22 protein-coding genes are annotated in these 24,202 nt (G+C 71.9%); 13 read left to right on the top strand and 9 right to left on the bottom strand.

Annotated features, from left to right (window positions below; translation table 11 throughout):
- Positions 1–74 precede the first annotated feature (74 nt).
- The 7 genes from hemE (at position 75) to WME95_RS47110 (ending at position 9,490) form a co-directional block, all read left to right on the top strand.
- Positions 75–1,124 (top strand): uroporphyrinogen decarboxylase, encoded by a 1,050-nt coding sequence (hemE, locus tag WME95_RS47140; protein ID WP_437547498.1) that lies wholly within the window; start codon positions 75–77, stop codon positions 1,122–1,124.
- Between the two features lie 234 nt (positions 1,125–1,358).
- Positions 1,359–2,144, top strand: coding sequence for a class II glutamine amidotransferase (locus WME95_RS47135; RefSeq protein WP_437905722.1), 786 nt, complete (start codon positions 1,359–1,361; stop codon positions 2,142–2,144).
- Positions 2,145–3,128: 984 nt separating this feature from the next.
- Entirely contained in the window at positions 3,129–4,028 is a 900-nt protein-coding gene (locus WME95_RS47130; RefSeq protein WP_012241235.1) for a GGDEF domain-containing protein, read from the top strand.
- A gap of 43 nt (positions 4,029–4,071) precedes the next feature.
- Entirely contained in the window at positions 4,072–5,430 is a 1,359-nt protein-coding gene (locus tag WME95_RS47125; RefSeq protein ID WP_437547496.1) for an aspartate aminotransferase family protein, read from the top strand.
- 40 nt (positions 5,431–5,470) lie between these two features.
- Positions 5,471–6,670 (top strand): acyl-protein synthetase, encoded by a 1,200-nt coding sequence (locus WME95_RS47120; protein WP_437905721.1) that lies wholly within the window; start codon positions 5,471–5,473, stop codon positions 6,668–6,670.
- A complete protein-coding gene (locus WME95_RS47115; RefSeq protein ID WP_437911099.1) occupies positions 6,670–7,791 on the top strand; it encodes an acyl-CoA reductase in 1,122 nt (373 codons plus the stop codon). Before WME95_RS47120 ends, WME95_RS47115 begins: the two co-directional genes overlap by 1 nt.
- A gap of 136 nt (positions 7,792–7,927) precedes the next feature.
- Positions 7,928–9,490, top strand: coding sequence for a GAF domain-containing protein (locus WME95_RS47110; RefSeq protein ID WP_437905720.1), 1,563 nt, complete (start codon positions 7,928–7,930; stop codon positions 9,488–9,490).
- Between the two features lie 27 nt (positions 9,491–9,517).
- Here WME95_RS47110 and WME95_RS47105 read toward each other — a convergent pair whose 3' ends face one another.
- Positions 9,518–9,640 carry a hypothetical protein gene (locus WME95_RS47105; RefSeq protein ID WP_272096326.1) on the bottom strand — a complete coding sequence of 41 codons (123 nt, stop codon included), beginning with the start codon at positions 9,638–9,640 and terminating at the stop codon, positions 9,518–9,520.
- Positions 9,641–9,772: 132 nt separating this feature from the next.
- Here WME95_RS47105 and queD point away from each other — a divergent pair, with 132 nt between their 5' ends.
- Positions 9,773–10,135: a 6-carboxytetrahydropterin synthase QueD gene (queD, locus tag WME95_RS47100; protein ID WP_012241229.1), complete on the top strand. Its 363-nt coding sequence runs from the start codon at positions 9,773–9,775 to the stop codon at positions 10,133–10,135.
- 4 nt (positions 10,136–10,139) lie between these two features.
- Entirely contained in the window at positions 10,140–10,424 is a 285-nt protein-coding gene (locus WME95_RS47095) for a (2Fe-2S)-binding protein (RefSeq protein ID WP_437547493.1), read from the top strand.
- Between the two features lie 51 nt (positions 10,425–10,475).
- Here the strand turns inward: WME95_RS47095 and WME95_RS47090 are convergent, their stop codons facing one another.
- Positions 10,476–11,303, bottom strand: coding sequence for a class I SAM-dependent methyltransferase (locus WME95_RS47090; protein ID WP_437905719.1), 828 nt, complete (start codon positions 11,301–11,303; stop codon positions 10,476–10,478).
- Positions 11,303–11,980 carry a HEAT repeat domain-containing protein gene (locus WME95_RS47085; protein ID WP_437296418.1) on the bottom strand — a complete coding sequence of 226 codons (678 nt, stop codon included), beginning with the start codon at positions 11,978–11,980 and terminating at the stop codon, positions 11,303–11,305. The genes WME95_RS47090 and WME95_RS47085 overlap by 1 nt, the downstream gene beginning before the upstream one ends.
- Positions 11,981–12,187: 207 nt before the next feature.
- Between WME95_RS47085 and WME95_RS47080 the strand changes: the two genes are divergently transcribed.
- Positions 12,188–13,129 carry a M23 family metallopeptidase gene (locus WME95_RS47080; protein WP_437905718.1) on the top strand — a complete coding sequence of 314 codons (942 nt, stop codon included), beginning with the start codon at positions 12,188–12,190 and terminating at the stop codon, positions 13,127–13,129.
- Here WME95_RS47080 and WME95_RS47075 read toward each other — a convergent pair.
- Positions 13,111–13,800: a response regulator transcription factor gene (locus WME95_RS47075; RefSeq protein ID WP_437713728.1), complete on the bottom strand. Its 690-nt coding sequence runs from the start codon at positions 13,798–13,800 to the stop codon at positions 13,111–13,113. The genes WME95_RS47080 and WME95_RS47075 overlap by 19 nt on opposite strands.
- A 182-nt stretch (positions 13,801–13,982) precedes the next feature.
- Complete coding sequence (locus tag WME95_RS47070) at positions 13,983–16,367, bottom strand: hypothetical protein (RefSeq protein WP_437905717.1); 2,385 nt, start codon at positions 16,365–16,367, stop codon at positions 13,983–13,985.
- A 641-nt stretch (positions 16,368–17,008) separates the two neighbouring features.
- Between WME95_RS47070 and mgtE the strand changes: the two genes are divergently transcribed.
- A complete protein-coding gene (mgtE, locus tag WME95_RS47065; protein ID WP_437742894.1) occupies positions 17,009–18,394 on the top strand; it encodes a magnesium transporter in 1,386 nt (461 codons plus the stop codon).
- 267 nt (positions 18,395–18,661) lie between these two features.
- Positions 18,662–19,282 carry a single-stranded DNA-binding protein gene (locus tag WME95_RS47060; RefSeq protein WP_437905716.1) on the top strand — a complete coding sequence of 207 codons (621 nt, stop codon included), beginning with the start codon at positions 18,662–18,664 and terminating at the stop codon, positions 19,280–19,282.
- Positions 19,283–19,404: 122 nt separating this feature from the next.
- Here WME95_RS47060 and WME95_RS47055 read toward each other — a convergent pair whose 3' ends face one another.
- From WME95_RS47055 to WME95_RS47040, 4 genes are all read right to left on the bottom strand, one after another.
- Entirely contained in the window at positions 19,405–20,067 is a 663-nt protein-coding gene (locus WME95_RS47055) for a hypothetical protein (protein ID WP_437905715.1), read from the bottom strand.
- Complete coding sequence (locus tag WME95_RS47050) at positions 20,048–20,413, bottom strand: MerR family transcriptional regulator (protein WP_437905714.1); 366 nt, start codon at positions 20,411–20,413, stop codon at positions 20,048–20,050. The genes WME95_RS47055 and WME95_RS47050 overlap by 20 nt, the downstream gene beginning before the upstream one ends.
- An 11-nt stretch (positions 20,414–20,424) precedes the next feature.
- Positions 20,425–20,730, bottom strand: coding sequence for an integration host factor subunit alpha (locus WME95_RS47045; RefSeq protein ID WP_272096313.1), 306 nt, complete (start codon positions 20,728–20,730; stop codon positions 20,425–20,427).
- A 320-nt stretch (positions 20,731–21,050) separates the two neighbouring features.
- A complete protein-coding gene (locus tag WME95_RS47040) occupies positions 21,051–22,616 on the bottom strand; it encodes a glycosyltransferase family 2 protein (protein WP_437905713.1) in 1,566 nt (521 codons plus the stop codon).
- Between the two features lie 531 nt (positions 22,617–23,147).
- On the opposite strand from WME95_RS47040, the gene WME95_RS47035 reads away from it, so the two are divergent.
- The gene (locus tag WME95_RS47035) at positions 23,148–24,188 is read left to right on the top strand and encodes a hypothetical protein (RefSeq protein ID WP_437905712.1); all 1,041 of its coding nucleotides are present in this window, start codon (positions 23,148–23,150) and stop codon (positions 24,186–24,188) included.
- Positions 24,189–24,202: the final 14 nt, after the last annotated feature.

The following is a 24,202-nucleotide window of genomic DNA, read 5'->3' as shown; positions in this document are numbered from 1 at the left end:
ATTGCCGGGCGATGGCTGAACGGACATGAAGGGGCGTCCCGACGGCGTCCCGTCGACCCCTCCTGGAGCCTCCCATGCACGATCGCTTCCTGCGCGCCTGCCGGCGAGAGCCGACCGATGTCACGCCCGTGTGGTTCATGCGCCAGGCCGGCCGGTACATGGCCGAGTACCGGGAGCTCAGGAAGAAGTACACGCTCCTCGAGATCTGCAAGACGCCCGAGCTCGCGCTCGAGGTGACGCTCCAGCCGCTGCGGCTCGGGATGGACGCGGCGATCCTCTTCGCGGACATCCTGCTGCCGCTCGAGCCGATGGGCGCCCCCTTCGAGTTCGCGAAGGGCGAGGGCCCGGTGATCCACGAGCCCGTGCGCGATCGGGCCGGCATCGAGCGGCTGCGGGTGTTCGAGCCCGAGGAGGGCCTCGGCTACGTGCTCGACGCCGTGCGCCTCATCCGCAAGGAGCTGGACGGCAAGACGCCGCTCATCGGCTTCGCCGGCGCGCCGTTCACCATGGCGAGCTACCTGGTCGAGGGGGGCAAGTCGAGCGACTACCGGCTCACGAAGCAGCTGATGTGGAGCGACCCCGAGGCGTGGTCGGCGCTGATGGGCAAGATCTCCGAGGTCGTCCGCCGCCTGCTGCGCGCCCAGGTCGCCGCGGGCGCCCAGGCGGTGCAGCTGTTCGACTCGTGGGTCGGCTCGCTCTCGATCGACGACTACCGCGAGCACGTGCAGCCGCACGTGCGGCACATCCTCCGCGACCTCGAGGCGACCGGGGTCCCGGTCATCCACTTCGGCACGAACACGGGGGCGCTCCTGGAGGCGCAGCGCGACGCCGGCGGCACGGTCATCGGCGTCGACTGGCGCACGCCGCTCGACAAGGCGTGGCAGCGCATCGGGTACGATCGTGCGGTGCAGGGCAACCTCGATCCGCTGCTGCTCTGCGCGCCGCGCGCCGTCGCCGAGCGCCGCGCGCGCGCGGTGCTCGCGGAGGCCGGCGGGCGCGCCGGGCACATCTTCAACCTCGGCCACGGCATCATCCCGGAGACGCCGGTCGATACGGTCAAGGCGGTCATCGATCTCGTCCACTCCATCCCGCGCGCGTCGCTCCAGGGCGAGCCGGATCGCTGACGCCGCGCATCGCGCCGCGGCGTCGGATCGTGCGGCGGGCGCCAGGCTGCGCCGGCGCATCGCGCCGCGCCGGCGTATCGCGCCGCGCCGGCGCATCGCGCCGCGTCGCTGACCAGGATCGTGCGGCGAGGAGCGAGGCCGCGCCGCCGCCTGGCCCTGATGAAGAAGCCGCATCGGCGCCTCACCGTCGAGATCTCAGACACCCTCCCGAGGTGATATGGTCCAGCCGCGAGCATGTGCGAGCTCCTCGGGATGGAGTGCAACGTCCCCACAGACATCGTCTTTTCGTTCAACGGCCTCCGGCACCGGGGCGGCCGCACCGGTCCCCACGCTGACGGTTGGGGCCTCGCGTTCTTCGAGGGGCGCGCCGCGCGCGTGTTCCTCGATCCGAGCCCCGCCGCGGAGAGCCCGCTGGCGCGATTCCTCAGCGAGACGCCCATCAAGACGCTGCTCGCGATCGGCCACATCCGGCGCCGTACCCGCGGCGACGTGCTTCTCGCCAACACGCACCCGTTCGTGCGCGAGCTCTGGGGACGCCACTGGGTCTTCGCGCACAACGGCACGCTCCCTCGCGTCCGGCGCCGCGCGCTGGGCCGCTTCAACCCCATCGGAACGACCGACAGCGAGCACGCCTTCTGTTACCTGCTGGAGGGCCTCCGCAGCTCGTTTCCCGGCTATCCGCGCCGGCCCAGCGAGCTCTGGGAGGCGGTCGCGGCGCTCGGCGGCGAGCTCGGCCAGGACGGCACGTTCAACTTCCTGCTCGGCGACGGGCGCCACCTCTTCGCCCGCTGCGCAACCCGGCTCTGTCACATCATCCGCAAGGCCCCCTTCGGCATCGCGACGCTCCTGGACGACGATGTCCGCGTCGACTTCTCGGCCGTCACGACCCCGAAGGATCGGATCGCGGTGGTCGCGACGAGCCCGCTCACCGCGAACGAGACCTGGACCACGGGACGACCGGGCGAGCTCTGGGTATTCGACGGCGGCGAGCTGCGCGCGACGCTGTCGTCGCTCGCCTGACCGACGCGCCACCGCGGGGTCCACCTCTCGCGCGCCGTCGTGCCGCGGCCTGGAGATGGGCACGGCAGCCTGAAAAGAAAAACGCCGCGACGGACCTGGGGGGGGAAGGTCTCCGCCGCGACGCAGGTCTATCCTACGCACCCTGTGTGCCAAGTCAACTAACCGGCACGCTGGCGGGGCCGCTGCGCGGTCGCGGCGCACTCGGTTCCGCTCCGTTCCGCTCCGTTCCGTTCGGTTCGGCTCCGCGCCGCTTCACGCCGTTCTGCTCGGCTTCGCTCGGTTCCGCTCCGGTGCAGCTCCGTTCCGTGCCGCTTCGCTCCGTTCCGCTTCGTACGGTTCCGGTCCGCTGCGTTCCGCTTCGCTCAGTTCAGCGTTGTGATGCGCCCTGGTTTTGAGGCAGAACTCACAGAGCCTCGTCCCCGCAGAACGCGGACATGCCAGGCGAACAGACACATCGTGTTCCAGCAAACCATTCTCTCCCTTGCCGGCTCAATCGCTCGCCGGACGGGTGGCGGCGCGCTCGGGAAACGCATAGAGAGACCCGCGTCCTCGGCAGCTCGGGCTGCACAAGAGGAAAGAGATGGGGCGTCAACTGCGATAGCAGCGCACAGCGCCCCACAAGGCGCATCGGCGAGCACCGGCGGTGCGGCGCGGCGTGAGCGGCAGCAAACGGCGGCGAGGGGCGCGGACGGCGTGCGGGGAACAAGCCGAGAACGTGGAAGGGCGCAACGAGCGCGACGGAGCGCAGAGGGCGACGTAGGCCGTTGTCGGGTCGGGAAGGCGGAGGAAGCACTGAAGACGGCTCCGCCCGGATGGCCGTCTTGACGGGAGTCGGGGCATGTCAGTACGCTTTGACGTTGGGCGAGCTAGGGCATATCGAACCGTTGCATCGCGACCGAAGAGCCACGCCCGGGTAGGTTCCGTCTCGGGAAGAGCTCGAACGATGTCGAGGCTAGGTCGCACGACGGGTTGGGCTGAGCGCGCGTGAGTGACTTCGACGAAAAGACTCGTGTAACGCAGGTGGTCCAGCCCCCACCGGGCGGCGGCAGCAAGAACACGACCGACTGCCTGGTCGTGATCTACACGAAGGAGCCCACGCTGCTCGGCAAGCGGTTCGTGCTGGAGAACAACCCGACGCGGGTCGGTCGCGGCGCGGACAACCACATCGTGCTCGACGGCGACTCCGTGTCACGAAGGCACGCCCATTTCGAGCAGCGGCCGAGCGCCTGGATGGTCGTCGACGATGGGAGCACCAACGGGACGTACTGCAACGATGAGCAGATCTCCCGCGAGGTGGTGCTGAAGAACGGAGACCGGGTGAAGATCGGCCCCACGATCTTCAAGTTCCTCTCCGGCGCCGACGTGGAGGCGCAATACCACGAAGAGATCTACCGGATGACCATCATCGATGGTCTCACGCAGATCCACAACAAGCGCTACCTCTACGAGGCGCTCGAGCGCGAGATCATCCGCGGCCGCCGCCACGAGCGGGACCTCGCGATCCTCCTGTTCGACATCGACCACTTCAAGCGCATCAACGACGTCCACGGCCACCTGGCCGGCGACTTCGTGCTGAAGGAGGTCGCGCGCATCGTGCAGAGCCGCATTCGCCGCGACGAGGTCTTCGCGCGCTACGGCGGCGAGGAGTTCGCCATCATCCTGCCGGAGACGTCCATCGAGGGCGCGGCGGCCCTCGGCGAGACCCTGCGTCAAAAGGTCGCGGAGCACCTGTTCGTGTTCCAGGCCGACAGCATCCGCGTGACGATCAGCGTCGGCGTGGCGCTCCTCCAGGAGGGCGATCGCACCGCGAACGACCTCATCAAGCGCGCGGACGAGCGCCTCTACCACGCGAAGAACAGCGGGAGAAACCGGGTGTGCGCCTGAGCAGCCGCCCGCGGGCGCGCTAGGTTCCGGCGGAGGAAGGACGATGCCGAACAGCGATCTGCCGCTGCCGGCGGCGCCGGACGCGGGCAGCGGCGCGGAGCTGCCCGCGATCCTGTCGCCGCCGCCTGGTCCCCTGTCGCGGAGCGCCCTCGAGCGCCTCGAGCGCGTCGAGTGCCCGGCGTTCGGCCGGCGGCGCGAGGCGCGGGCACAGAAGAGCGGCGCCGACATGCTGCCGATCGTGCTGTCGCACGGGCGCGGCGCGAACGTCTGCGACGTCGACGGGAACCGCTACGTCGACCTGTGCGCCGGCTTCGGCGCGCTGCTGCTCGGGCACGCGGCGGCGCCGGTGCGGCGCGCGGCGGAGGAGCAGCTGTCGCGGCTGACCCTCGCGCTCGGCGACGTGTACTCGGCCGACGTGAAGATCGCCCTGCTGGAGCGCCTCGCGGCGCTGCACCCCGGGCCCTCGCCCATGGCGCTGCTCGGCCAGAGCGGCAGCGACGCGATCACCGCGGCCATCAAGACGGCGGCGCTCTCGACGGGACGGCCGGGGCTCGTCGCGTTCGAGGGCGCGTACCACGGGCTCGGGTACGCGCCGCTCGCGGCGTGCGGTCTGCGCGAGAGCTACCGGTCGCCCTTCGCGGAGCAGCTCAACCGGCGCGTGACGTTCGCGCCCTACCCGCGCGACGAGGCGGGCGCCGCGCGCTCGGTCGACGCCGTCGAGCTCGCGCTGCGCGGGGGCGACGTCGGCGCGGTCCTCCTCGAGCCGATCCTCGGGCGGGGCGGCTGCGTCGTCCCGCCCGACGCGTTCCTCTACGCGGTCTGCGAAGCGGCGCACCGGCACGGGGCGCTCGTGATCGCGGACGAGATCTGGACCGGCCTCGGTCGTTCGGGGGCGATGACGCGCACAGGAGAGCTCGGGGCGCCGGTCGATATCCTCTGCTTCGGCAAGGGGCTCGGCGGCGGGCTCCCCATCTCCGCGTGCGTGGCGCCCGAGCCGATCATGCGGGCGTGGGCGCGCGAGGGCGAGGTGGTCCACACCTCGACGCACTCCGGATCGCCCCTCGCGTCGAGCGCCGCGCTCGCGACGCTCGACGCCCTCGACGAAGGCCGGCTGGCCGCGCGCTCGCGCGACGTGGGCGCTCGCTTCCAGGCGATGCTGCGAGAGGCGCTCCCGCGCAGGGCAGGCGTCGTCGACGTGCGGGGCGCGGGGCTCATGGTCGGCGTCGAGCTCGAGAGCGCCGAGCTGGGGCTCCGGGCCATGCGCGGGATGCTGGCCGAAGGGTACCTGGTCCTCACGGGCGGGGTGCGCGGCGAGACGCTGACGCTGACGCCGGCGCTCACCATCCCCGAGGCGCTGCTCTCGGCCGCGGCCGGCGCGCTCGCGCGCGTGCTGACGACCTAGCGCGCGAGCGGAGCAGGACGCGCGTGCTATCCCGGTGCCCGTGGGACCGATAGACCAGAGCGAGGCGCTGCACCGCCGCGCGCGGGCGTTCATCGAGACGTCGCTCGGCGTGGACGGGGCGGGCTCGACAGGGGCCGGCCGAGCGGCGGCCGCCGCTGCTCCGCAGGACCACGGCGAGCGCGGAGCGCTCCCGGAGACCTTCGATGCGCTCGCGATCGCCCTCGCCCGGCACCAGGCCGCGCATTGCGCGCCGGTCGCCCGCCTGTTCGAGGCGCGCGGCGCGGACGTCGCCGCGATGGATCACGCGGCGCAGATCCCCGCTGTGCCGTGCGACGTGTTCCGGTTCGCGCGCGTCGCGGCCCACCCGCCGGAGGCGGACGAGCGCGTCTTCCGCACGAGCGGAACCTCCCTCGGCGCGGCGTCCCGCGGCGAGCACCCGTTCCGCACGACCGCCACGTACGAGCTGGCCGCGCTCGCGTGGGGGGAGCGCCTGCTGTGGCCCGACGGCGCGCGGCTCCGGGCGATCGTCCTCGCGCCGCCGCTCCACGAGGCGCCGGACTCGTCGCTCGGCTTCATGATCGACCGCTTCGCCGCGCGCCTCTCGGGGCCGTCGAGCTGGCACGTTCGCGGCGGCGAGCTGGACGCCGCAGGGTTCGCCCGCGCGTGCGCCGAGGCGCGCGCCTCGGGAGCGCCGGCGCTCGTGCTCGGCACGTCGTTCGCTTTCGTGCATCTGATCGAGCACCTGGCCGAGGCGCGGCTGCCCGAGGGCGCAGCGCGGCTGCCCGAAGGGAGCCGGGTCATGCAGACCGGCGGCTACAAGGGCCGCTCGCGGGAGGTGCCCGCGGAGGAGCTGCGGGCGGCGATCGCGCGGGCGCTGGGCGTGCCCCTCTCGCACGTGGTGAGCGAGTACGGCATGACCGAGCTCTCCAGCCAGCTCTACGAGGGCACGCTCGCGGCGGCGCTCGCCGGCGCACCGGGCGCTGCGCCGGGGCTGTACCTCGCGCCTCCCTGGACGCGCGTCACCGCGGTGGACCCCGAGACGCTCGCGCCGCTCCCTGCGGGGGTGATCGGGCTCGCGCGGATCGTCGATCTCGCGAACGTCGACTCGGCGGTCGCCATCCAGACCGCCGACCGCGTGCGCGTCACCGCGGAGGGCGTCGAGCTCCTGGGCCGCGCGTCCGGGGCGCCGCCGCGCGGCTGCTCGATCGCGATGGACCAGATGCTCGGCGGCGGGGCGTGATGATGGACGACGGCGCGGCGCCGCGCCTCCGGGTCGAGCGCGCGGTCGCCGCGGCGGCGCGGATCGCGGACGCGCGCGATCCGCTGGGCGAGGAGGCGCGCCTGCGGTTGCCTTCCACGAGCGGCCTCTCGCCCGAGGGCGTGGAGCTCGCGCTCGGCCGCCACCTCGAGGTCGCGCCGAGCCACGGCGAGCTCGACGCGCTCGTGGCGGCCTCGGGGCGCGCGCGCCGCTGCCACGTGGTCCTGGCGGCCAACGTCTGCACGGCGCCGCTGCGGGCCATCACCGTCGCGACGGCCACAGCGCCGGAGGTCTTCGTGCGCCCGTCCCGCCGCGATCCGGTGATCGCGGAGCTCCTCGTGCGCGCGCTGCAGGCCGACGAAGGCTTCCGCCGCGCCGGCGGGGCCATCGCGCTGGTCGCGGACGTCGCGCTCGGGGACGCCGGGGCGGCGGCCGGCGAGCGGGTTCCCGGGGATCTGCCGCACGCCGAGCTGCACGTCTACGGGTCGGACCAGACCGTGGCGACGCTGCGGGCCCAGGCCGGCCCGGGCGTGCTCGTGCGCGGGCACGGCGCCGGCCTGGGGCTCGCCGTCGTCGGCCTGGACGCGAACCTCGTCGAGGCGGCGCGGGACATCGCCGCGGACGTCGTGCCGTTCGATCAGCGCGGCTGCCTGTCGCCGCGCTTCGCGCTGGTGGAAGGCCCGGCCGAGCGCGCGGAGGCGCTCGCGCGCGCCCTGCACGAGGCGCTCGAGGAGGCGGGCGCGCGCGTCCCGCGCGGGCCGCTCGACGGCGCCGCCCGCGCGGAGGTGACCATGTACCGGGCCACGCTCGAGGCCGTGGGCTCGTTCTGGGAAGGTCGAGGACACGGGGTCGGTCTGGATCCGGCGCCGCGATCGCTGCTGCTGCCGCCGGCGGCGCGCGTCGTCCACGTGGCGGCGAGCAGCGCCGAGGCCGCTCCGGCGCTGCTCGCGCCGATCCGCGGCGCGATCACCGCGATCGGCGCGGGCGGAGGCGGGATGCTCGCGCGCGCGGCGGCCGCGGCAGCCCCGCGCGCCCGGCTCTCCGCGCTCGGGCGGATGCAGCGCCCGCCCCTCGACGGCCCTGTCGATCTGCGGACGCCCTGACGTCCGGCGGCCCGCGCGGGCGGCTCGCGGCGAGCGCGCACGTCGCGCGGCCGCCGCGCCGTCCAGACCGCGACACGATCGGGGCGTGGTGGGAGCAAGGTGCGCTCGAGCGACGGTGTGTGATAGCGATCATGGCATGTCGTCGCGCACCGATCCGAAGGCGACCCACCCGCCCACGGAGCTCGAAGCGATCGCGAGCCCGTCGGCGACGCCGTCCGGCGTGGAGGGCTCACGGGACAGCCTCGTGGACCGCCCGCTGGACGGGCTCCGCCCCGACGAGGAGGGCACGTCCGTCTCGAGCGACCCGGCCGGCAGCTCGGCCCGCGTCGCGGACGCCGACGACGAGGGCGCGCCGCCGTCGGTCGCCTCCGCGAGGATCCAGGTGCGCCGTGACGAGCGCCTGGATCTCGTGATCGAGTACCTGGCCTTCGTGGCGAAGCCGATGCCGCTGTCGCTCCTGCTCGACGAGGCGCCGCAGCGGATCGCCGCGATCCTCGGCGCCGACGTGGCCTCGCTGTACCTCCTCGAGGGCGACGGCGACGAGCTGGTGCTGCGCGGCAACGTCGGCTTCCCGCGCGAGGCGCGCGGAACGGTGCGGCTCTCGGTCGGGCAGGGCATCACGGGCATGGCGGTCGAGTGCCTGCGGCCGATCTCGGTCGTCCAGGCGACCGAGCACGAGCGCTATCGCGCGTTCCCTGAGCTCCGTGAAGAGCGCTTCCCGGTCTTCCTCGCGGCGCCCATCCTCGGCAGCGGTCGCCCGCTCGGCGCCCTGGTCGTGCAGCGGGCGGGCGATCGCGCCTTCACGGCGCGGGACGTCGAGCTCGTCATGGCGCTGACCGCGCCGATCGCGGCCGGCGCTCGCCACGCGCAGGTGCTCGACGAGCTGCGCGAGCGGCGGCGGCGCACGGGCGGCGGCACGCGCAAGGTCACGCTGCCGGGGTTGCCCGTCGTCGCCGGGCGCGCGCTCGGCGCCATCGCGGCCCTGCGGCGGCCGGCGACCTCATCGCTCGGCGCGCGGCAGGGCAGCGGCGATCCGAAGCTCCTGCGGCTCGCGTTCGACATCGCGGAGAAGGCGCTGCTCGACCTCAACGCGCGCGCGGCGAAGCGAGGGCTCGCGCAGGAGGCGGCGTTCCTCTCGACCTACCTCCTGATGATCGGCGACGGTCGCCTGCGCGCGCGCGCCTTCGAGCTCGCGGCCAGCGGGCGCAACGTCGCGCAGGCGCTCGGGACGGTCGCTCGCGAGGTGGCGCGGGCCGCCAACGGGATCGTCGGTGACCCGTTCTTGCAGGATCGCGCCCGTGACATCGAGGATCTCTGCGATGCGATCCTGATGCTGGCGACCCCGGATGCCCGGGCCGAGCTCCCGTCGAAGGCGGTCCTCGTGGGAGACCAGCTGACGGTCTTCGACCTCTTGATCTCCGCCCGGGCCCACCCGGTGGGCGTCGCGCTCAGCGACCGGTCCGGGCCGCGCTCGCTCGTGCTCCTCCAGCTGCTCGGCGTGCCGTCGATCGTGGATGTGGCGGGGGCGTTCCGCTGGGCGTCGCCAGGAGACGTAGCGCTCCTCGACGCGGACCACGGCTTCCTGGTGATCAACCCGTCCCGGGCCGAGGTCGCGACCGTTCGCGCGGCGCGACGCAGGGGACCGGCGTCGCCGGAACCCGACGAAGACGACGACGAAGAGGACGAGCCGGCGAGCTGAGCACCGGCCGGGGCCGGTGCTCGAGGCTCAGCTGCCGGACCGCGCGGCGGCGGCCGGCTCGGCCGGCGTCCCCTGGGCGCTCTGCAGCTCCTTCTTGGCGCGCCAGTTCGCCAGGCGCTTCGTATCGCGACGCTTCTTCTTGGCTCTCACTGCGGGCTTCTGCGGCATGGCCGGCGGTATAGTCGCTCGAGCCCCTCGAGGGAACCCCGTACTCACGCCGCCCCCTGTTCAGGCCACGGGGCGTTGACGCCCCACGGCGACCGCCCCATGACCGCTGCTCCGATGAACGTCCGTCTCGTACACGAGTTCCGCTTCGAGGCCGCCCACCGCCTTCCCAAGGTTCCGCAGGGGCACAAGTGCGCGCGCCTCCATGGTCACAGCTTCAAGGTCGAGGTCGCGATCCGCGGCCCGGTGAACGAGGAGACGGGGTGGTTCATCGATTACAGCCACCTCTACGAGGCCTGGGCTCCCCTCCACGACCTGCTCGATCACCACTACCTGAACGAGGTCCCCGGGCTGGAGAACCCGACGAGCGAGGTGCTCGCACGGTGGATCTGGACCCGCCTCGCGCCGTCGCTGCCGTCCTTGAACCGGGTCACCATCTTCGAGACCTGCGACGCCCGCTGCGAGTACGAGGGCGATTAGGTCGATGAAGACGCTCGTCTGCCGCTGCGAGGACGTCACGCTGCACGAGCTCGAGGCCGCGATGGATCGTGGCTACAAGGACATCGAGTCCGTCAAGCGCTACACGGGCTTCGGCACCGGCTGGTGCCAGGGCAAGTGGTGCCTCGCGCTCTGCGCGCGGCTCATCGAGGAGCGCGGGGGCGACGCCCGGAAGCCGATCACCCCGCGGCCGCCGTACCACCCGGTCTCGCTCGCGGCGCTCGCCGGGCTCGACGAGCTCGGCCTCCGCGGCGGCGGGCGCGGGCGCTAGCGCTGGCCGCGCTCCGCGCGACCAGCGCCCTGGCCCGATCGTCGACCGTGATCAGACGAGGGGGCGCCGAGCGCTCGCGCACCCGACGTTCACGGTCAGCTCGAAGACCCCTTCGGACCAGTACTTCGAGACCGCGTGGTGCAGGTACTTGAGCATCGAGTCGATGATCTGCGGCTCGACGTCGAGCATCGCCGTCGACTCGGGGATCACCATCAACCTCGAGATGGGATCCTCGAGGAACTCACGCCCGCTCTCGAACGACACGGCGATGAGCTGGACGTCGACCTCGACCTCGTCGAGCCCCGCGCCCTCGATCTCCTCGGCGATGGTCTCGATCGTGGGGCGGCTGACGGCGGCGGCGTCCACCGCGGCGCCGAGCTCCGAGAGGTCTTGCTTGAGCGCGCACTCCCGCGCGATGTCCGCGATCTCCGGGAACGAACCGCGCAACGGCAGCGCGATGAGCGCCTGGCCGCCGGGGACCAGGACCCGGCGCAGCTCGGCGAGGAGCTGCGCCCGCTCGCTCGGACGGCAGACCGGGTGCAGCGTGAACGCGTGGGAGAAGCTCGCGTCCGGCAGCGGCGTCGGCAGGGCCTCGGCGAGCACGTAGCTCGCGTTCATCCCGGAGAACAGCGCGGCCTTGTCGCGCGCGAGCTCGAGCGCGGCGGCGGAGCCGTCGACGCCCACGAGGGTCGCGCCGGGCAGCTTGTCGGCCACGATCGCGTCGGGGAAGCCGCTCCTGCAGCCGAGGTGGACGATGCGCGCCGCCTCGGAGGGCAGCAGCATCTCCACCGCCAGCGAGGCGAAGAACGAGAGGTAGCGCGGGACGACCGCGTGCTCGAACAACACGGCGTCCGCCGCGCTCAGCGGCGGGCCGATCATCAGGCGACCCCGTCCTCCTCGTCGTCGTAGGGCGCGAGGAGGCTGAGCGCCTCTTCGGCGAGCTCGCCGATCGTGACCTCCGACGTCGCGTCGTCGCCGCCGTCGTCCGCGAGCTCGACGGTGCGCTTGTCGTCGAGCAGCGGCTGGATGAGCGGCGCATGCGCCGGATCACCGATCTCGACAAGCGTCTCGATCGCCGCCGCGACCGCGTCCGGATCCTTGTGGCTCAGGAACTGGCTGAGCAGCTTCGGCACGCCCGGCTCCGGCACCTCGGCGATGAGGTACGGCAGCTCCGGGAGCGCCGACGAGCCCACCGGCAGCCGCTTCAGCGCGCGCTCGATCGCCTGCGCGACCTCCTTGAACCGATCGTAGGCCAGCGTTTCGATCTCCTCGCCCGCGGCCTGCCGCGCCTCGGGGTGCTCCGACGCGAGCACATCGATGAGCGCGTCGAGCGCGCGCGGCCCCTCGTGCTCGCCGAGCAGCGACGCGATACGCACCAGCCGGAGCGCCGCCTCGTCCTCGTCGTTCTCGCGCGTCGCGGCCGCGATCGCGTCCGTGAGGACATCCAGCAGCCCATCGCCGGGCATGGCCGTCAGGTCATCGTGGAGCCGGCGAGCCGTGCGCTCCGCGTCGAACAGCTTGTTCAGGGTCGTCTCGATCGCTTGACGATTTTGCACGAAGAGGAGCTATCAACAGCGCGTCGCCTCCGCAAGCCGGCAGGCAACAAGGGCCTGTTCCTCGCGAATTCCCGTCCACGGCGGGCGCGGCCGCGCGTGCCCGGCGCCGCCCACGCCGGGGCCGCCGCGCGCAAGCCGGGCGGGACGAGCGCGCCGCCGCTGCATCGAGCTCGCCCGCCGCGCGCGATGCGGTAGACCGTTCGTGGCATGCGTGTGTCCGGCTCATTGCAAGCCCGCCCGGCGAGGGCGGCGGTCTCCCCTTCCCCGCTGGTGCGCGGCGCCGCGGCGTCGGCGCTGGTCCTCGCGCTGGGCGGCATCGACGATCCCGAGCCGCCCCCGCCCGCGGTCGTCCCTCCGGCGGCCGCGGCGCGCGGCGCCGCGGGCGCGGCGGCGCTCTGCGGCCCGCGCACCGTGCCGGAGGGCGCCGCCTGCGTCCCGCTGCCTGCTCCGGGCGCGCCGCTCCCCGAAGGCGGCGCTGCGGCGCTCTCTGATCCTGCCGGCGCGCGTCCCGCCGGAGCGGGCACGCGCAACCAGGCCCAGGAGCACATCCCCCGCCGCCCGGAACGTCCGGCGAGCGCCGCCGCGTACACGTTCCCGCTCGGCGCGCCGGACGCGCCGCCGGGGTTCCTCCTTGTCGAGGACGCTCCAGCCGGGGCGGGCGCGCTGCCTGCAGCGGGCTCCGTCGCCGCGATCGGCGCGGCGCGGCCCGAGCCGCCGTCGTGGATCGGCGGGATCGACATCGCCGCGGCGCGCGGCGAGCGGGTGGCGGCGCTCAGGCTCGAGGGCCAGGAGGGGAAGGCCGAGGTCGTCTTCGTCGGCGCGCTGTCCGGGATCACGGTGGCCACGGCGCACGACGTGCGCGAGGCGCGCGACGTGGATCGCGTGCGCAGGTACCTCCTGCTCCATGGCCACCTCGATCGCCCTGGCCCCGGCGTCGTGGCGGGCGCGCGCCTCGACGCCGGTGACGTGGTCGGGTACGCCGGCGAGACGGGCAGCCCGGGCCTCGTCCGGCTGCGCCTCGAGGCGCGGCAGCTCCGCGAGGGCGCGCGCCTCCCCGAGCTCGATGCGAAGCGCATCACCGACGCCGCGGTGACGGTGCCTTGCGACCTCCGCAACGTCCTGCCGCTCCGTCAGGGAGCGAGCTTGTAACCGAAGCCGTAGACCGTGAGGATGTGCTCGGGCTTGTCGGGCGAGCGCTCGATCTTCTTGCGCAGCTTGACGATGAAGTTGTCGACCGTGCGGTTCGACGGCCCGGCCTCGATCCCCCAGATCTTCTGAAGGATCTCCTCGCGCGAGACCGGCTGGCCCACGCGCTCGTGCAGCAGGCGAAGGAGCTCGACCTCGTAGAACGACAGCTGATCCGAGCGCGAGCCCCGCGAGACCGTGTGCGCGGTCATGTTGATCTGCACGTTGCCGATGGAGAACACCTCGACAGGCGCCTCGGCCGGCCGGGCGGCGCGGCGGAAGAGGGCGCGCAGGCGAGCGATGAGCTCGCCCACGCTGAACGGCTTGGTCACGTAGTCGTCGGCGCCCGCGTCGAGGCCGCGGATCTTGTCGATCTCCTGGCCGCGGGCCGTCAGCATGATGATCGGCACGAACGCGTCCCAGCGCCGCAGATCCTCGCAGACCTTGAAGCCGTTGGTGTCGGGGAGCATGAGGTCGAGCAGGATGGCGTCCGGCTTCTCCTGCCGCGCGAGCAGCACGCCGTCCTTCCCCTTCGAGGCCGACGCCACCGAGAAGCCCTCGAACTCGAGGGCGTCCGTCAGCCCCAGCACGATGTGGGGCTCGTCCTCGATGATGAGAATCTTCTTGCGTGCCACCACGACGGAGTCCGGTCTTAGCACAAAACCGGGCAGGTCCCCCCGAGCGCTCCGCCGGCCAGCTCGCTGGCGCGGCTCTGTGGCCCCAGAAGCGCCGCAAAAGCGCCGCGGGGCGCGATCTCACGATCGCACCCCGCGCGCCGGGCTCAATCAGACGTCTGACAGACGCTGGCTGACGCCGTCTACTCGCCGGAGCAGGTGATGAACAGCGTGGCCCCTTGCTGGGCTTCGCCCTGACCCGTGAACCGGATCTTGCGCTGCTCGGTCGACGGGCAGTCGGCCACGATGGAGGCATCGCCGAGCCGGATCGACGGATCGACGTAGCACCACCCGTGCACCGGCTGGCCACCGGACTCAACGTTGTCGCCGACGTTGGTCCTGCACTCGTAGGCAGGCTCGCCCTCGTTCATGCCCTCGAGCTGCTGGATCTCGCACACGCAGTCCCAGCCGGAGGCCTTCGCGATGTCGAGGGAGAGCACCTCGTCCTTCGCGGGCTTATGCTTGCCCGTCACCTCGATGCGCCCCGGCATCCGCGGATCCGCGCAGTTGCACTGGCCCTGCGAGTTGCGCGCCTCGAGGATCAGGCAGGAGACCTGCTGCTTCGCGTCCGGCGTCAAGGTGCGCGGCAGGCACTGGCCGCCGAGCACCGTCTTCAGGCGGTCGATGATGGCGCCGATCGCCGGCCGGTAGCCGTAGTCGGCCGCGTCGTCGTCGAGGAGCTGGCGCGGGCACACCGAGCCGACGATGCCCTGGGGGCCGAGCTCCCGGATGAGCTGCAGCTCGCGGAGGCCCGGGTAGGCCTTCGCCTTGATCTGCGTCGTCGACCTGGGCTCCGGATCCTCCTGACTGTTCCCCGCGTCGGGCTCGCACAGCGGGTTGTCGGTCGGCTGCCCCCCCACCGCTCTGCAGTCGCAGCTCTGAGCCTGCCCGTCGCAAGTCTTCACCGCGTTCTCGGGGAGATCGAAGATGCAAGCGTACTGGAGGTCCCCCGTGCTCCCCTCCGGGATCGTGTACTCGCGGCCGTTGATGAGGTTCCAGCCCGCCTCCATCGGCCCGACGATCCTGTCGTTGGTGATCGGGTTCATGCCCGAGCGAGGCTTCATCGACTCGACCATGAAGGGATCCTTCGGCGGCTGGTACGTCGCGGGATCGCCGAGGATGAGCTCCCAGGTGCTGGCGGCGCCGGCCACCGGAGCGCTGAGCTCGTCAGAGTTCTTGAACCCACCGACCGGCTCGCCGTCCTGGTTGAGGCCGTTCAGCAGGTCGGGCTGGCCTTGCGCGTTCTGACGCGCGATGTCCTGCCACGGCACGCCGACGATACCGGCGAAGAAGACGAGCCCGGGATCGCGAATGTTGGAGTCGAGGTCGTCCGGGTTCGGATCGCTGAAGATCGGGTTCGGGACCAGCTCGCCCCTGCGGTTCGGGATCTGCGCCTCGGTGAAGGCGCGCCGGTAGCGGTCGATCGGGTAGAGGAAGTCGAAGCCGAACCGGCGCTTCTGATCCCAGCAGCGCGAGTTGACCGGGTCCTCCTCCTTGGTCAGCCTGGCGGTGTTGCCGTCCGCGCCCACGCACGTCGGATCCTCGGGGCAGCCGTCCGGCCTCTGGCTGCACGACCTGCAGCACTTGTCGCCCGGATCCCTGGCGCACTCGCTGCGCGGCCGCCACAGGCGGAAGCTTGGCGTGGTGTCTGCCACGAGGTAGTTCTTGCCCTCCTCGCGGATCGAGCAGTCGTTCTCGTCGGTGAGCATGATGATCGCGAGGAGCGAGCTCGGCCGCATGAAGTCGGCGCGCTGCTTCTTGACGACGGCATCCTCGCCGGTGACGACGACGTTCTGGTCCGCGTCAATGCCGATCGTCGCGTAGGGCTCCGGGTCGACGAGGAAGCGGTACACGCTCTCGAGCTGCGCCTCGAAGCCGCAGCCGGTCTGCCCCGTGCCTTCGACCATCGCGGTGAGCGCCCCGACCAGCGTCGTGTTGTTGAGGTCGGCGTTCGAATCATTCGGGCCGATGTCCGCCTCGCCGTCGTTCGGATCCGGCGTCTCCGGCTCACCGTCGAGCTTCTGATCCGGATCCCAGGCCAGGAAGCCCAGGTTGAGGTAGGTCGGGAGGTCGTTGACGTTGGAGTTCTCGTCGCTGCGCGCGAGGAGGTGCGCCATGTCCACGTTCGAGGCGCTCGTCGCCGCCTGGCAGGCGACCGACCCGTGGCCGCCGAGGCTCGAGCTGATGATGCCGATGTGGATGTCCTTGACCGGCTCGAACTCACGCTTGTAGTCCGGCGGACAGGGCGTGTTGGGCGAGTCGACCGTGGTCGTCATCACGCCGTCCCTGTGGATGCAGCGCGGGTTGACGAGACCCTGGACGAGGTCGGGGATCGCATCGGCGAGGACGTCCTGCTTGTCGGCCATCGAGCCCGAGTTGTCGATCGCCAGGAGGAGATCGATCTTGTCGACCGAGCTCTGCGTCAGCCGCTCGACGATCGTCGACGTCGAGCGGGGCTTGTTCTCGGCGATGGGGCGGCTCAGACATCCGAAGGCGCTGCCTGTGCCCGCGATCAGCAGGCCCGCCATGGCGAACCTCACCGCGCCCCTCCACGGGCGCCTGCTCTCACGCTCTATCCGCGTCATATTCGACTTTCCTTTCGACCACCGATCCAGTTGCGCGGCGGTCAAGCCACCGAAAAGGCCCGCCGTCCACGGGCCCATGACCGACTTCCGCAGGCGATCCACGGCTCGACGGGAGCCCGATGCTAGGGACCCGACCGGAAGGCTGTCAATTCGACCCGGCCGGCCCCGGTCGACCCCGCGAAGGGGTGCCATAGCAAACGAGGTGCCGCCGCCGCACCCGTGCCCTCCATGCCCCGCGCGCCGCCGCGACGTCAACCTGATTGCGCGACAGCCAACGCAGTAGGCGACCTGCCCCTCAACCTGGGTCGACCTGGCTCCTCCGGCCTGGTCCTCAACCTGGGTCGGCCAGTAGAGCGGCCAACAGAGAAAGTTCACTTATCACTGTATTGCAAACCACCCCTTCACGGGCCGCGGGAGCCCAGCCTCCATCGCGCGCGACCGGCGGTCGTGGGAGGCCCAACCTCGGTCGGCCGCGACGCCGCAGCCCAACCTCGGTCGACGCGGGGAGCAGGGTGGGTCGCGGGCCCGGCGCCGGTGGGGTTTGCCGCTTCCCAGCAGGGCCGAGTTGTGGTCAGTGCCCGGGCATGTTGCGCGTCGCCCTCGCCATGGTCCCGGAGGTACGGCAGCTGCTCACCGAGGATCCGGCGCAGCTCTCCGACCTGCTGGACGAGATCCACGACGAGGACCTCGCCGACCTCATCGGCCTGCTGGACGACGCCGAAGCGGCGAAGGTCCTGATGGCGCTCAGGGCCGAGGAGGCCGCGCCCATCTTCGAGCGCCTCGACGGCGAGACCCAGGAGGCGCTCGTCGAGCAGATGGGCATCGAGAGCATCGCGCCGATCGTCTCCGAGATGGCGGCCGACGACCGCACGGACCTCATCGAGGCCCTCCCGGACCAGGTCAGCGGCACGCTGCTCTCGACGCTGGAGAAGGTCGACCCCGAGGCGGCGGCCGAGGTCGAGGAGCTCGCCAAGTGGCCCGAGGACAGCGCCGGCGGGCTCATGACCACCGACTACGTGTCGGTGGGCATCCACCTCACGGTCGCCGACGTGATCGAGCGCATCCGCGCCGTCGGCGAGGACGCCGAGACCATCTACTACGTGTACATCGTCTCCGATCGCGGGCACCTCATCGGCGTCGTGTCGCTGCGCGATCTGCTGCTCGCCTCGCCGTCCGAGAAGCTCGCGGACGTGATGACCGAGAACGTCTTCGCCGTCAGCCCCGAGACCGACCAGGAAGAGGTCGCGCGGACCATGGCCAAGTACGATTTCAACGCGCTGCCGGTGCTCTCCGCGGACCGCAAGCTGCTCGGCGTCATCACCGTCGATGACGTGATGGACGTCCTCACGGAGGAGCAGTCCGAGGACATGCAGCGGCTCGGCGCGGTCGGCCCCATGGAGGACAGCTACTTCAAGACGAGCTTCTGGACGTTCATCCAGAAGCGAGCCCCGTGGCTCGCCGTGCTGTTCGTCGGCGAGTTCATGACCGGCGAGGTGCTCCGGCGCTTCGAGCACGAGCTCGAGGCCGTCGCGACGCTCGCCTACTACGTGCCCCTGCTCATCTCCACGGGCGGCAACTCCGGCTCGCAATCGTCGTCGCTCATCATCCGCGGCCTCGCCGTCGGCGATGTGCGCGTCGGCGACTGGGCGAGCGTCCTCGTCCGCGAGCTCGGGCAGGCGGTCGTGCTCGGCCTTATCCTCTCCGCCATCGGCATGCTCCGCGTCTGGCTCTGGGGCGACGGCACCGGCTTCGTCCTGACGATCGGCGCGACGCTGATGGCGATCGTCCTCATGGGCTGCACCGTCGGCGCCATGCTCCCCCTCCTGCTCCGCCGCCTCGGCCTCGATCCGGCGACGAGCTCCACGCCGTTCATCGCGAGCCTCGTGGACGTCCTGGGGATCCTCCTCTACTTCACGATCGCCCGGCTCTTCCTGGCCGACCTCCTCGCGCAGGCCGGAGCGGGCGGGTGAGCGGAATCACGCGGCATTGCGCGGAACCTGGCGGAATTGGACGGAGATCGGGCGGAGATCGGACGGCGATTCGGACGGCGATTCGGACGGCGGTCGAGCGACGCCGCGCCGCCCGTGCCGAGGCCCACGCCGGTCCCCCCGCGCGGGCGCGCCGCGTGCTTTTCGGCGCGCCACGACCCTTGACGCGTCGGCCCCCATGGGGGAGTGAAGCAGGCGACGTTCGTTCAGCGCAGCGTGCGCTGAGCCCCTCCTAGGGAAGGAGTGACGATGGCCGAAGGCTTGAATCGCGTAATGCTGCTCGGCAACCTGGGCGCCGACCCAGAGCTCCGGTTCACCCAGGGGGGCCAGGCCGTCTTGAACCTGCGGCTCGCGACGACCGAGTCGTACCTGGACCGCGACAAGGTCCGGAAAGAACGGACGGACTGGCACAACGTCGTGATCTGGGGCAAGCGCGCCGAGGCCTTGGGCAAGATCCTCAGCAAGGGTTCCTCGATCTTCATCGAGGGCTCGCTCCGCACGTCGAGCTACGACGACCGGGATGGCAACAAGCGCTACAAGACCGAGGTGATCGCGAACAACGTCCTGCTGACGGGCGGGGGCCGCGGTCGCGGCGCTGCCGGCGATGATGCAGGCGCGTTCGGCGCGGATCCCGGCGGTGGCTACGGCGGCGGCGGCGGTGGCGGTGGCGGTGGCTACAGCGGCGGCGGCGGCGGTGGTGGCGGTTACGGTGGCGGCGGTAGCGGCGGCGGTCGCCCGGCGGGTGGCGGCTACAACCGCGGCGGCGGCGGTCGCCCCGCGCCGGCTGCGCAGGATCCTGGTCCTCCGCCCGACGATTTCGGCGGCGGCGGTTACGGCGGCGGCGGCAACGACGACGACATCCCGTTCTGATCGCTCGCCCTGCCCGGTCGAGTCATCCGCCTGGCGGACACCTCTCTCTTCAACCTCTCGCATCCACGCGATAGGCCCTCTCCGAGGGCCGGGCAGCTCTCCACGAGCCCCTCTTCCCTGTCCTAGGGCCGCGGCCGCGGCCGCCGCGCCAGCAGGACGGTCACCCCCACCGCCGCGAGCACTCCGAGCGCCGCGGTGGTGGCGAGGGGCCGCTCCGCGGCGAGGAAGATCGTCCGCACGAGCAGCCCCGGCTCAGGCGGCGCCACGAACACGCCCTCGAACGCGGTCGCGCCGAGCAGCGCGCCGCACCGGGCGCCCGTCCCCAGCGCAGGCTCCAGGCAGGCCAGGCTGCAGAGCGCCGCGTCGTGCTCGCTCCCGGCGAAGCCGAGCACGTGCTGCCCGCGGATGACCACCGCGCGCGCGCCTGCCCTCCCGGCTCCCTCGAACGCCTGCTCGAACCGCTGCGAATGCGCGTGGATCGGCCCTGCTTCCCACCGCTCGATCGCCACCCCGAGGCCCCCCCGCACGAGCCCCGACGCCCGATCGAGCACGAGCTCCTCCAGGCCGGTCACCCATTGCCGCGACGGGGCCGTCACGCACACCGCGCGCAGCGAGAGCCCGTCCGCCTCGACGCCCCGCAGGAGCGTCACCTTCGCGCCCGGGATCGCGGAGACGTCGATCGCGGGAAGCGCCTCCTCCGGCGCGTCGCTCGCCCCGTCCGGCAACGCAAGGCGCAACCCGAGGCCCGGCGCCACGCCGTGGAGCTCAGACGCGCTCGAGCTCATCCATCAGCGCGATCACCTCGGTCCGGATCTCGACGAGGGCCGTGCGCATCCGCTGCACCTCCTCGTGGCTCGCGCCCGTGTCCGGCGCCGGCGGCTCGATGCCGCCCTCGCGCAGCTTGCGCCGCGCGCCCGCGATCGTGAAGCGGTGCGAGTAGAGCAGCTCCTTGACCTTGAGGAGCGTCTCGACGTCGCGCCGGCTGTAGACCCGCTGCCCCTTCGCCGACTTCTGCGGGCGGACGGAGCGGAACTCGGTCTCCCAGTACCGGAGCACGTGCGGCTCGACCCCCACGATGCCGGCCACCTCGCCGATCCGGTAGTACAGCTTCGCCGGAAGCTGCGCGCGCACCGCCAAGCGGACTACTCCTCGGCCGCCGAGGCCGTCTCACGCGGGTTGAGGACCTGCTTCAAGATCTGGCTCGCCTTGAAGTTCAGGACCCGGCGCTCCGTGATCAGGATGGGGTCGCCGGTCTGGGGGTTGCGGCCCTGCCGCTGGCGCTTGTCGCGCAGCACGAAGTTGCCGAATCCAGAGATCTTGATCTTCTCCCCGCGACCCAGGGTTTCCTTCATGGTTTCGAACACGAGGTCCACCAGATCGGCAGATTCCTTCTTCGAGAACCCCCCAAGGCGGGAGTAGACCGCCTGAACGATTTCGGCTTTCGTCATGACACCCCCATCGCCCTTGCAGAAGGGGGGACGCGCCGCAACCCCTGAAGACCGTTCAGGAAGCCGCGTGCGGTCCCCCGACCGGCCTGGAGGGCAGAATGCCAGCGTGCGTCGGTAAGGTCTAGGGGGTTACGCAGGCTTCGCCCGACGTGCACCAGGCACGCTTCGTGGAGCCCCCCCGAGCAACGCATCGCTCGGAGCGAACCTGCGACCCCACGAGCAGCGCCCCACACCTCGCACCCTCGATCCGGCGGCCAGGAATCCGACAGGCTCACCGGCGCGACCACGGGCGCAGGATGGGCTCGACGGCGACGATCCGCTCAGACGGCAAGATCGCCGAGGTGGCGTTCCTTCGTCGACTGCCGGGACCAGGCGCCGACGACGGCCGCCTCGCTCGGCCGCGCGTCGCTCCAGCCGACGACCGGCGCGCTCGAGGTCACATCGCGGCGGCGGACGATCTGCTCCTGGACGACCAGGAACGCCACGTAGAGGTAGCCGACGGCGAAGAGCACCGCGAACGGCGTGGCGAAGTAGTGCCCCGTCTCCACGGACGCGACGACCGCGCCGCACGACAGCACCGCGAGGATCGCCTCGGTGATCGGCAGGTCCGTGCGGACCTTGTACCGGCCCTTGTTGTCGCCCTGCTTCGGCGTCCGGACGAACTCGCCGGACATGCTGCGGAGCCCCTCGATCACGGCCTTCGACAGGTACGGCGCGAGCCCCGTCCCGAGCGCGATGAGCATCGGCAGGCGCCTGACAGCGCCCCAGCGCGAGCGGCCCTGCGCCGTCTCGGCCAGCATGTAGAACGCCGCGAGCGACCCGGTCGTCGCCGTGCAGAGCGGCAGATCGATCGCGATCATCGTCAGCGTGTCGGCCGCGGGGAACAGGACGAGCGCCGGCAGCAGGAGGACGCTCAGCAGCACGAGCAGCGGGTAGGCGAAGTGCGGCGTGAGGTGGAAGAACGCCTCGATCCGCTGCCCGAGCGAGAGCTTGGCGCTCAGCACGGTCGCCATCAGCTTGCGCGCCGTCTGCACCGTGCCCTTGGCCCAGCGGTACTGCTGCGCGCGCAGCGCCGAGATGTCCTCGGGGAGCTCCGCCGGCGAGACGACATCCTCGCGGTAGATGAAGCGGTAGCCCGCGAGCTGCGCCCTGTACGACAGGTCGAGGTCCTCGGTCAGCGTGTCGTGCTGCCAGCCGCCCGCCTCGCGGATGGCGTCCTTGCGCCACATCCCCCCGGTGCCGGAGAAGTTGAACAGCAGGCCCGCGCCGAAGCGCGCGCGGTTCTCGACGAGGTGGTGGCCGTCGAGCATGAGCGCCTGCACCTGCGTGAGGATCGAGACGTCGCGGTTCAGGTGGCCCCACCGCGTCTGCACCATGCCGACCGTCGGGTCCTCGAAGTGGCCGACGATGGACCGCACGAAGTCCGGCTGCGGGATGAAGTCGGCGTCGAAGATCGCGACCAGCTCGCCCTTCGCGATCTTGAGCCCCGCGTCGAGCGCGCCCGCCTTGTAGCCGACGCGGTCCACGCGGTGCAGGTACACCGCGTCGAGGCCCTGCGCGCGCAGCCGCTCGACGTGCGCGCGGACGAGGCCCTGCGTCTCGTCCGTCGAGTCATCGAGCACCTGGATCTCCAGCTTGTCGCGCGGGTAGTCCATCTTCGCGACGGCATCGAGCAGCCGCGCCGCGACCGTCGACTCGTTGAAGAGCGGGAGCTGGATCGTCACCGGCGGGAGGTCGCGATCGGTCAGGGCCGCGACCTCCTGCGCGCGGGTGATCTTCGCGCGGTTCATGCGACAGAGGACCACGAGGTGCAGCCGGTGCAGGCCGTAGCCGCTGAGGCCGAGCAGCACGCCGAAGTAGAGGACACAGAGCAGCAGGGAGAGCATCGCGAGCACCTACCGCCGGCGGGTTGCCGTGCAGCCGCGGGAACGGCGAGAGCGCCGTTCTCCACCCCTGCAAGGCGCCGGCAGACAACGAACGCGTACCATCCGCCGGATCCGAAGTTGTCAGGCACTTGTAATTCGTTGCAACTCTCTGTCGCGAGGTCCGCAAAGTTGACTTCGGCTCCAGTCGCCGCCGTCGGGAAATGACAATCACCGACAATCCCGCTTCGCCCGGGCGCGCGGCGCTGCCCGCAGGTCCGCCGCACGAACGCACGTGCGCGAGCGGCGCGCCGACTCAGGGAGTCCCGGATACTGGAGCTCCAAGTAAGGTGTTTTTGGTAAGGCTCCTCCGAAACCACGTTCAATGAGTAGGGCGCTCACCCGCTGGGCAGATTCACAGTACTGCGCGATTTCGGGGGCCGAGCGGAGGCCAGGGGCCGCGCGCCGGGCGCCGCGCGCCGCGTGCCGCGTCGGCAGAGGCCCGGGGTCATCTGCGCCTGGCACCAGCGGGGGCTCAGGGCTATCGGTTCCCCGATGGATCGCGCGCTACTTAATGAACTGAAGGCTCGTCAGATCGCGTTCCTCGAGGCGCGGCTCGTCTCGGAGGCGGCTGCGCGCGACTTCCGGGAGCGGCTGCCTGCCGGCTTCGCGGCGCTGCTCGCGACGCCGCTCGGCGAGCTCGTGGACGCGGGGGCGATCGGGCGCGCGCTCGAGGCGCTGGCGGCCGAAGAGCCGCTCCGGCGGGCGGTCCGGCCCGCGGCCGCCGCGGCGCTCGCGGCGCTCGTCGAGGCGGCGCGCGCCGAGCGGCGGAGCGCGAAGGAGCTCCTGCCAGAGGGCGCCCGCGACAAGCTCGACCGCATCCTCGAGCAGCCGAAGATCGTGCCGGAGCGGCTCGTGCGCGAGGTGCTGGAGAGCGCGGCGCTCGACGCGGTGATGCGCGACGTCCTCTACGACACGCTGATGGAGTTCACCGAGAAGGTGAACCCGTTCTTCGCCGAGTGGGGCCTGCCCGCGCTCCTCAAGCGGGTCGCCCCCTTCGGCCTCGGCGGGGTCGGCAAGACGATGGGCGCGATGCGGGGCGAGTTCGAGCGGCGGCTCGAGCCCGAGATCCGCCGGTTCTTGCAGGGCTTCTCGCGCACGGCGATGCGCCAGGTGCACGACATCCTCGTCGCCAAGGGCGACACGCCCGAGTTCGTCGGCCTGCGCAAGCAGGTCGCCACGTGGGTGCTGGAGCAGGAGATCTGCGCGCTCGTCGGTCAGCTCGACGCGAAGAGCTCGGCGATCGCCGAGGAGCTCGGCGCCGACATCGCCGCGCAGCTGCTCCGGGACCGGCCCGTCCGGGCGCGGACCAGCGAGGCGATCGCGGCGTTCGTCGCGGCGCACGCGCGGGAGCCGCTCGGCGAGGCGCTGGGGCGGCTCGGGATCGCGCCCGAGCTCGACGTCGGCGCGCTCGCGGACGCGCTCTGGCCCGTCGTGAGGAGCATGTGCGCGACCGGACCGGTGCGCGCCTGGCTCGCGTCCGTGGTGGAGGAGTTCTTCGACGGGTTGCCGGACGGGCTCGAGCCGTCCGCCTGAGGCGAGCCGATGCG

The organism is Sorangium sp. So ce327 (assembly GCF_051530205.1).
GTDB classification, from domain to species: domain Bacteria; phylum Myxococcota_A; class Polyangia; order Polyangiales; family Polyangiaceae; genus Sorangium; species Sorangium cellulosum_B.
This window is presented reverse-complemented; position numbering and strand designations above follow the sequence as displayed.

Bases quoted from the DNA above. Each gene is read 5' to 3' on its own strand.
- hemE (WP_437547498.1), top strand. From the start codon at position 75: ATGCACGATCGCTTCCTGCGCGCCTGCCGGCGAGAGCCGACCGATGTC.
- WME95_RS47135 (WP_437905722.1), top strand. From the start codon at position 1,359: ATGTGCGAGCTCCTCGGGATGGAGTGCAACGTCCCCACAGACATCGTC.
- WME95_RS47125 (WP_437547496.1), top strand. From the start codon at position 4,072: ATGCCGAACAGCGATCTGCCGCTGCCGGCGGCGCCGGACGCGGGCAGC.
- WME95_RS47115 (WP_437911099.1), top strand. From the start codon at position 6,670: ATGATGGACGACGGCGCGGCGCCGCGCCTCCGGGTCGAGCGCGCGGTC.
- WME95_RS47110 (WP_437905720.1), top strand. From the start codon at position 7,928: ATGTCGTCGCGCACCGATCCGAAGGCGACCCACCCGCCCACGGAGCTC.
- queD (WP_012241229.1), top strand. From the start codon at position 9,773: ATGAACGTCCGTCTCGTACACGAGTTCCGCTTCGAGGCCGCCCACCGC.
- WME95_RS47095 (WP_437547493.1), top strand. From the start codon at position 10,140: ATGAAGACGCTCGTCTGCCGCTGCGAGGACGTCACGCTGCACGAGCTC.
- WME95_RS47090 (WP_437905719.1), bottom strand. From the start codon at position 11,303: ATGATCGGCCCGCCGCTGAGCGCGGCGGACGCCGTGTTGTTCGAGCAC.
- WME95_RS47080 (WP_437905718.1), top strand. From the start codon at position 12,188: ATGCGTGTGTCCGGCTCATTGCAAGCCCGCCCGGCGAGGGCGGCGGTC.
- WME95_RS47070 (WP_437905717.1), bottom strand. From the start codon at position 16,367: ATGGCGGGCCTGCTGATCGCGGGCACAGGCAGCGCCTTCGGATGTCTG.
- mgtE (WP_437742894.1), top strand. From the start codon at position 17,009: ATGTTGCGCGTCGCCCTCGCCATGGTCCCGGAGGTACGGCAGCTGCTC.
- WME95_RS47060 (WP_437905716.1), top strand. From the start codon at position 18,662: ATGGCCGAAGGCTTGAATCGCGTAATGCTGCTCGGCAACCTGGGCGCC.
- WME95_RS47055 (WP_437905715.1), bottom strand. From the start codon at position 20,067: ATGAGCTCGAGCGCGTCTGAGCTCCACGGCGTGGCGCCGGGCCTCGGG.
- WME95_RS47045 (WP_272096313.1), bottom strand. From the start codon at position 20,730: ATGACGAAAGCCGAAATCGTTCAGGCGGTCTACTCCCGCCTTGGGGGG.
- WME95_RS47040 (WP_437905713.1), bottom strand. From the start codon at position 22,616: ATGCTCTCCCTGCTGCTCTGTGTCCTCTACTTCGGCGTGCTGCTCGGC.
- WME95_RS47035 (WP_437905712.1), top strand. From the start codon at position 23,148: ATGGATCGCGCGCTACTTAATGAACTGAAGGCTCGTCAGATCGCGTTC.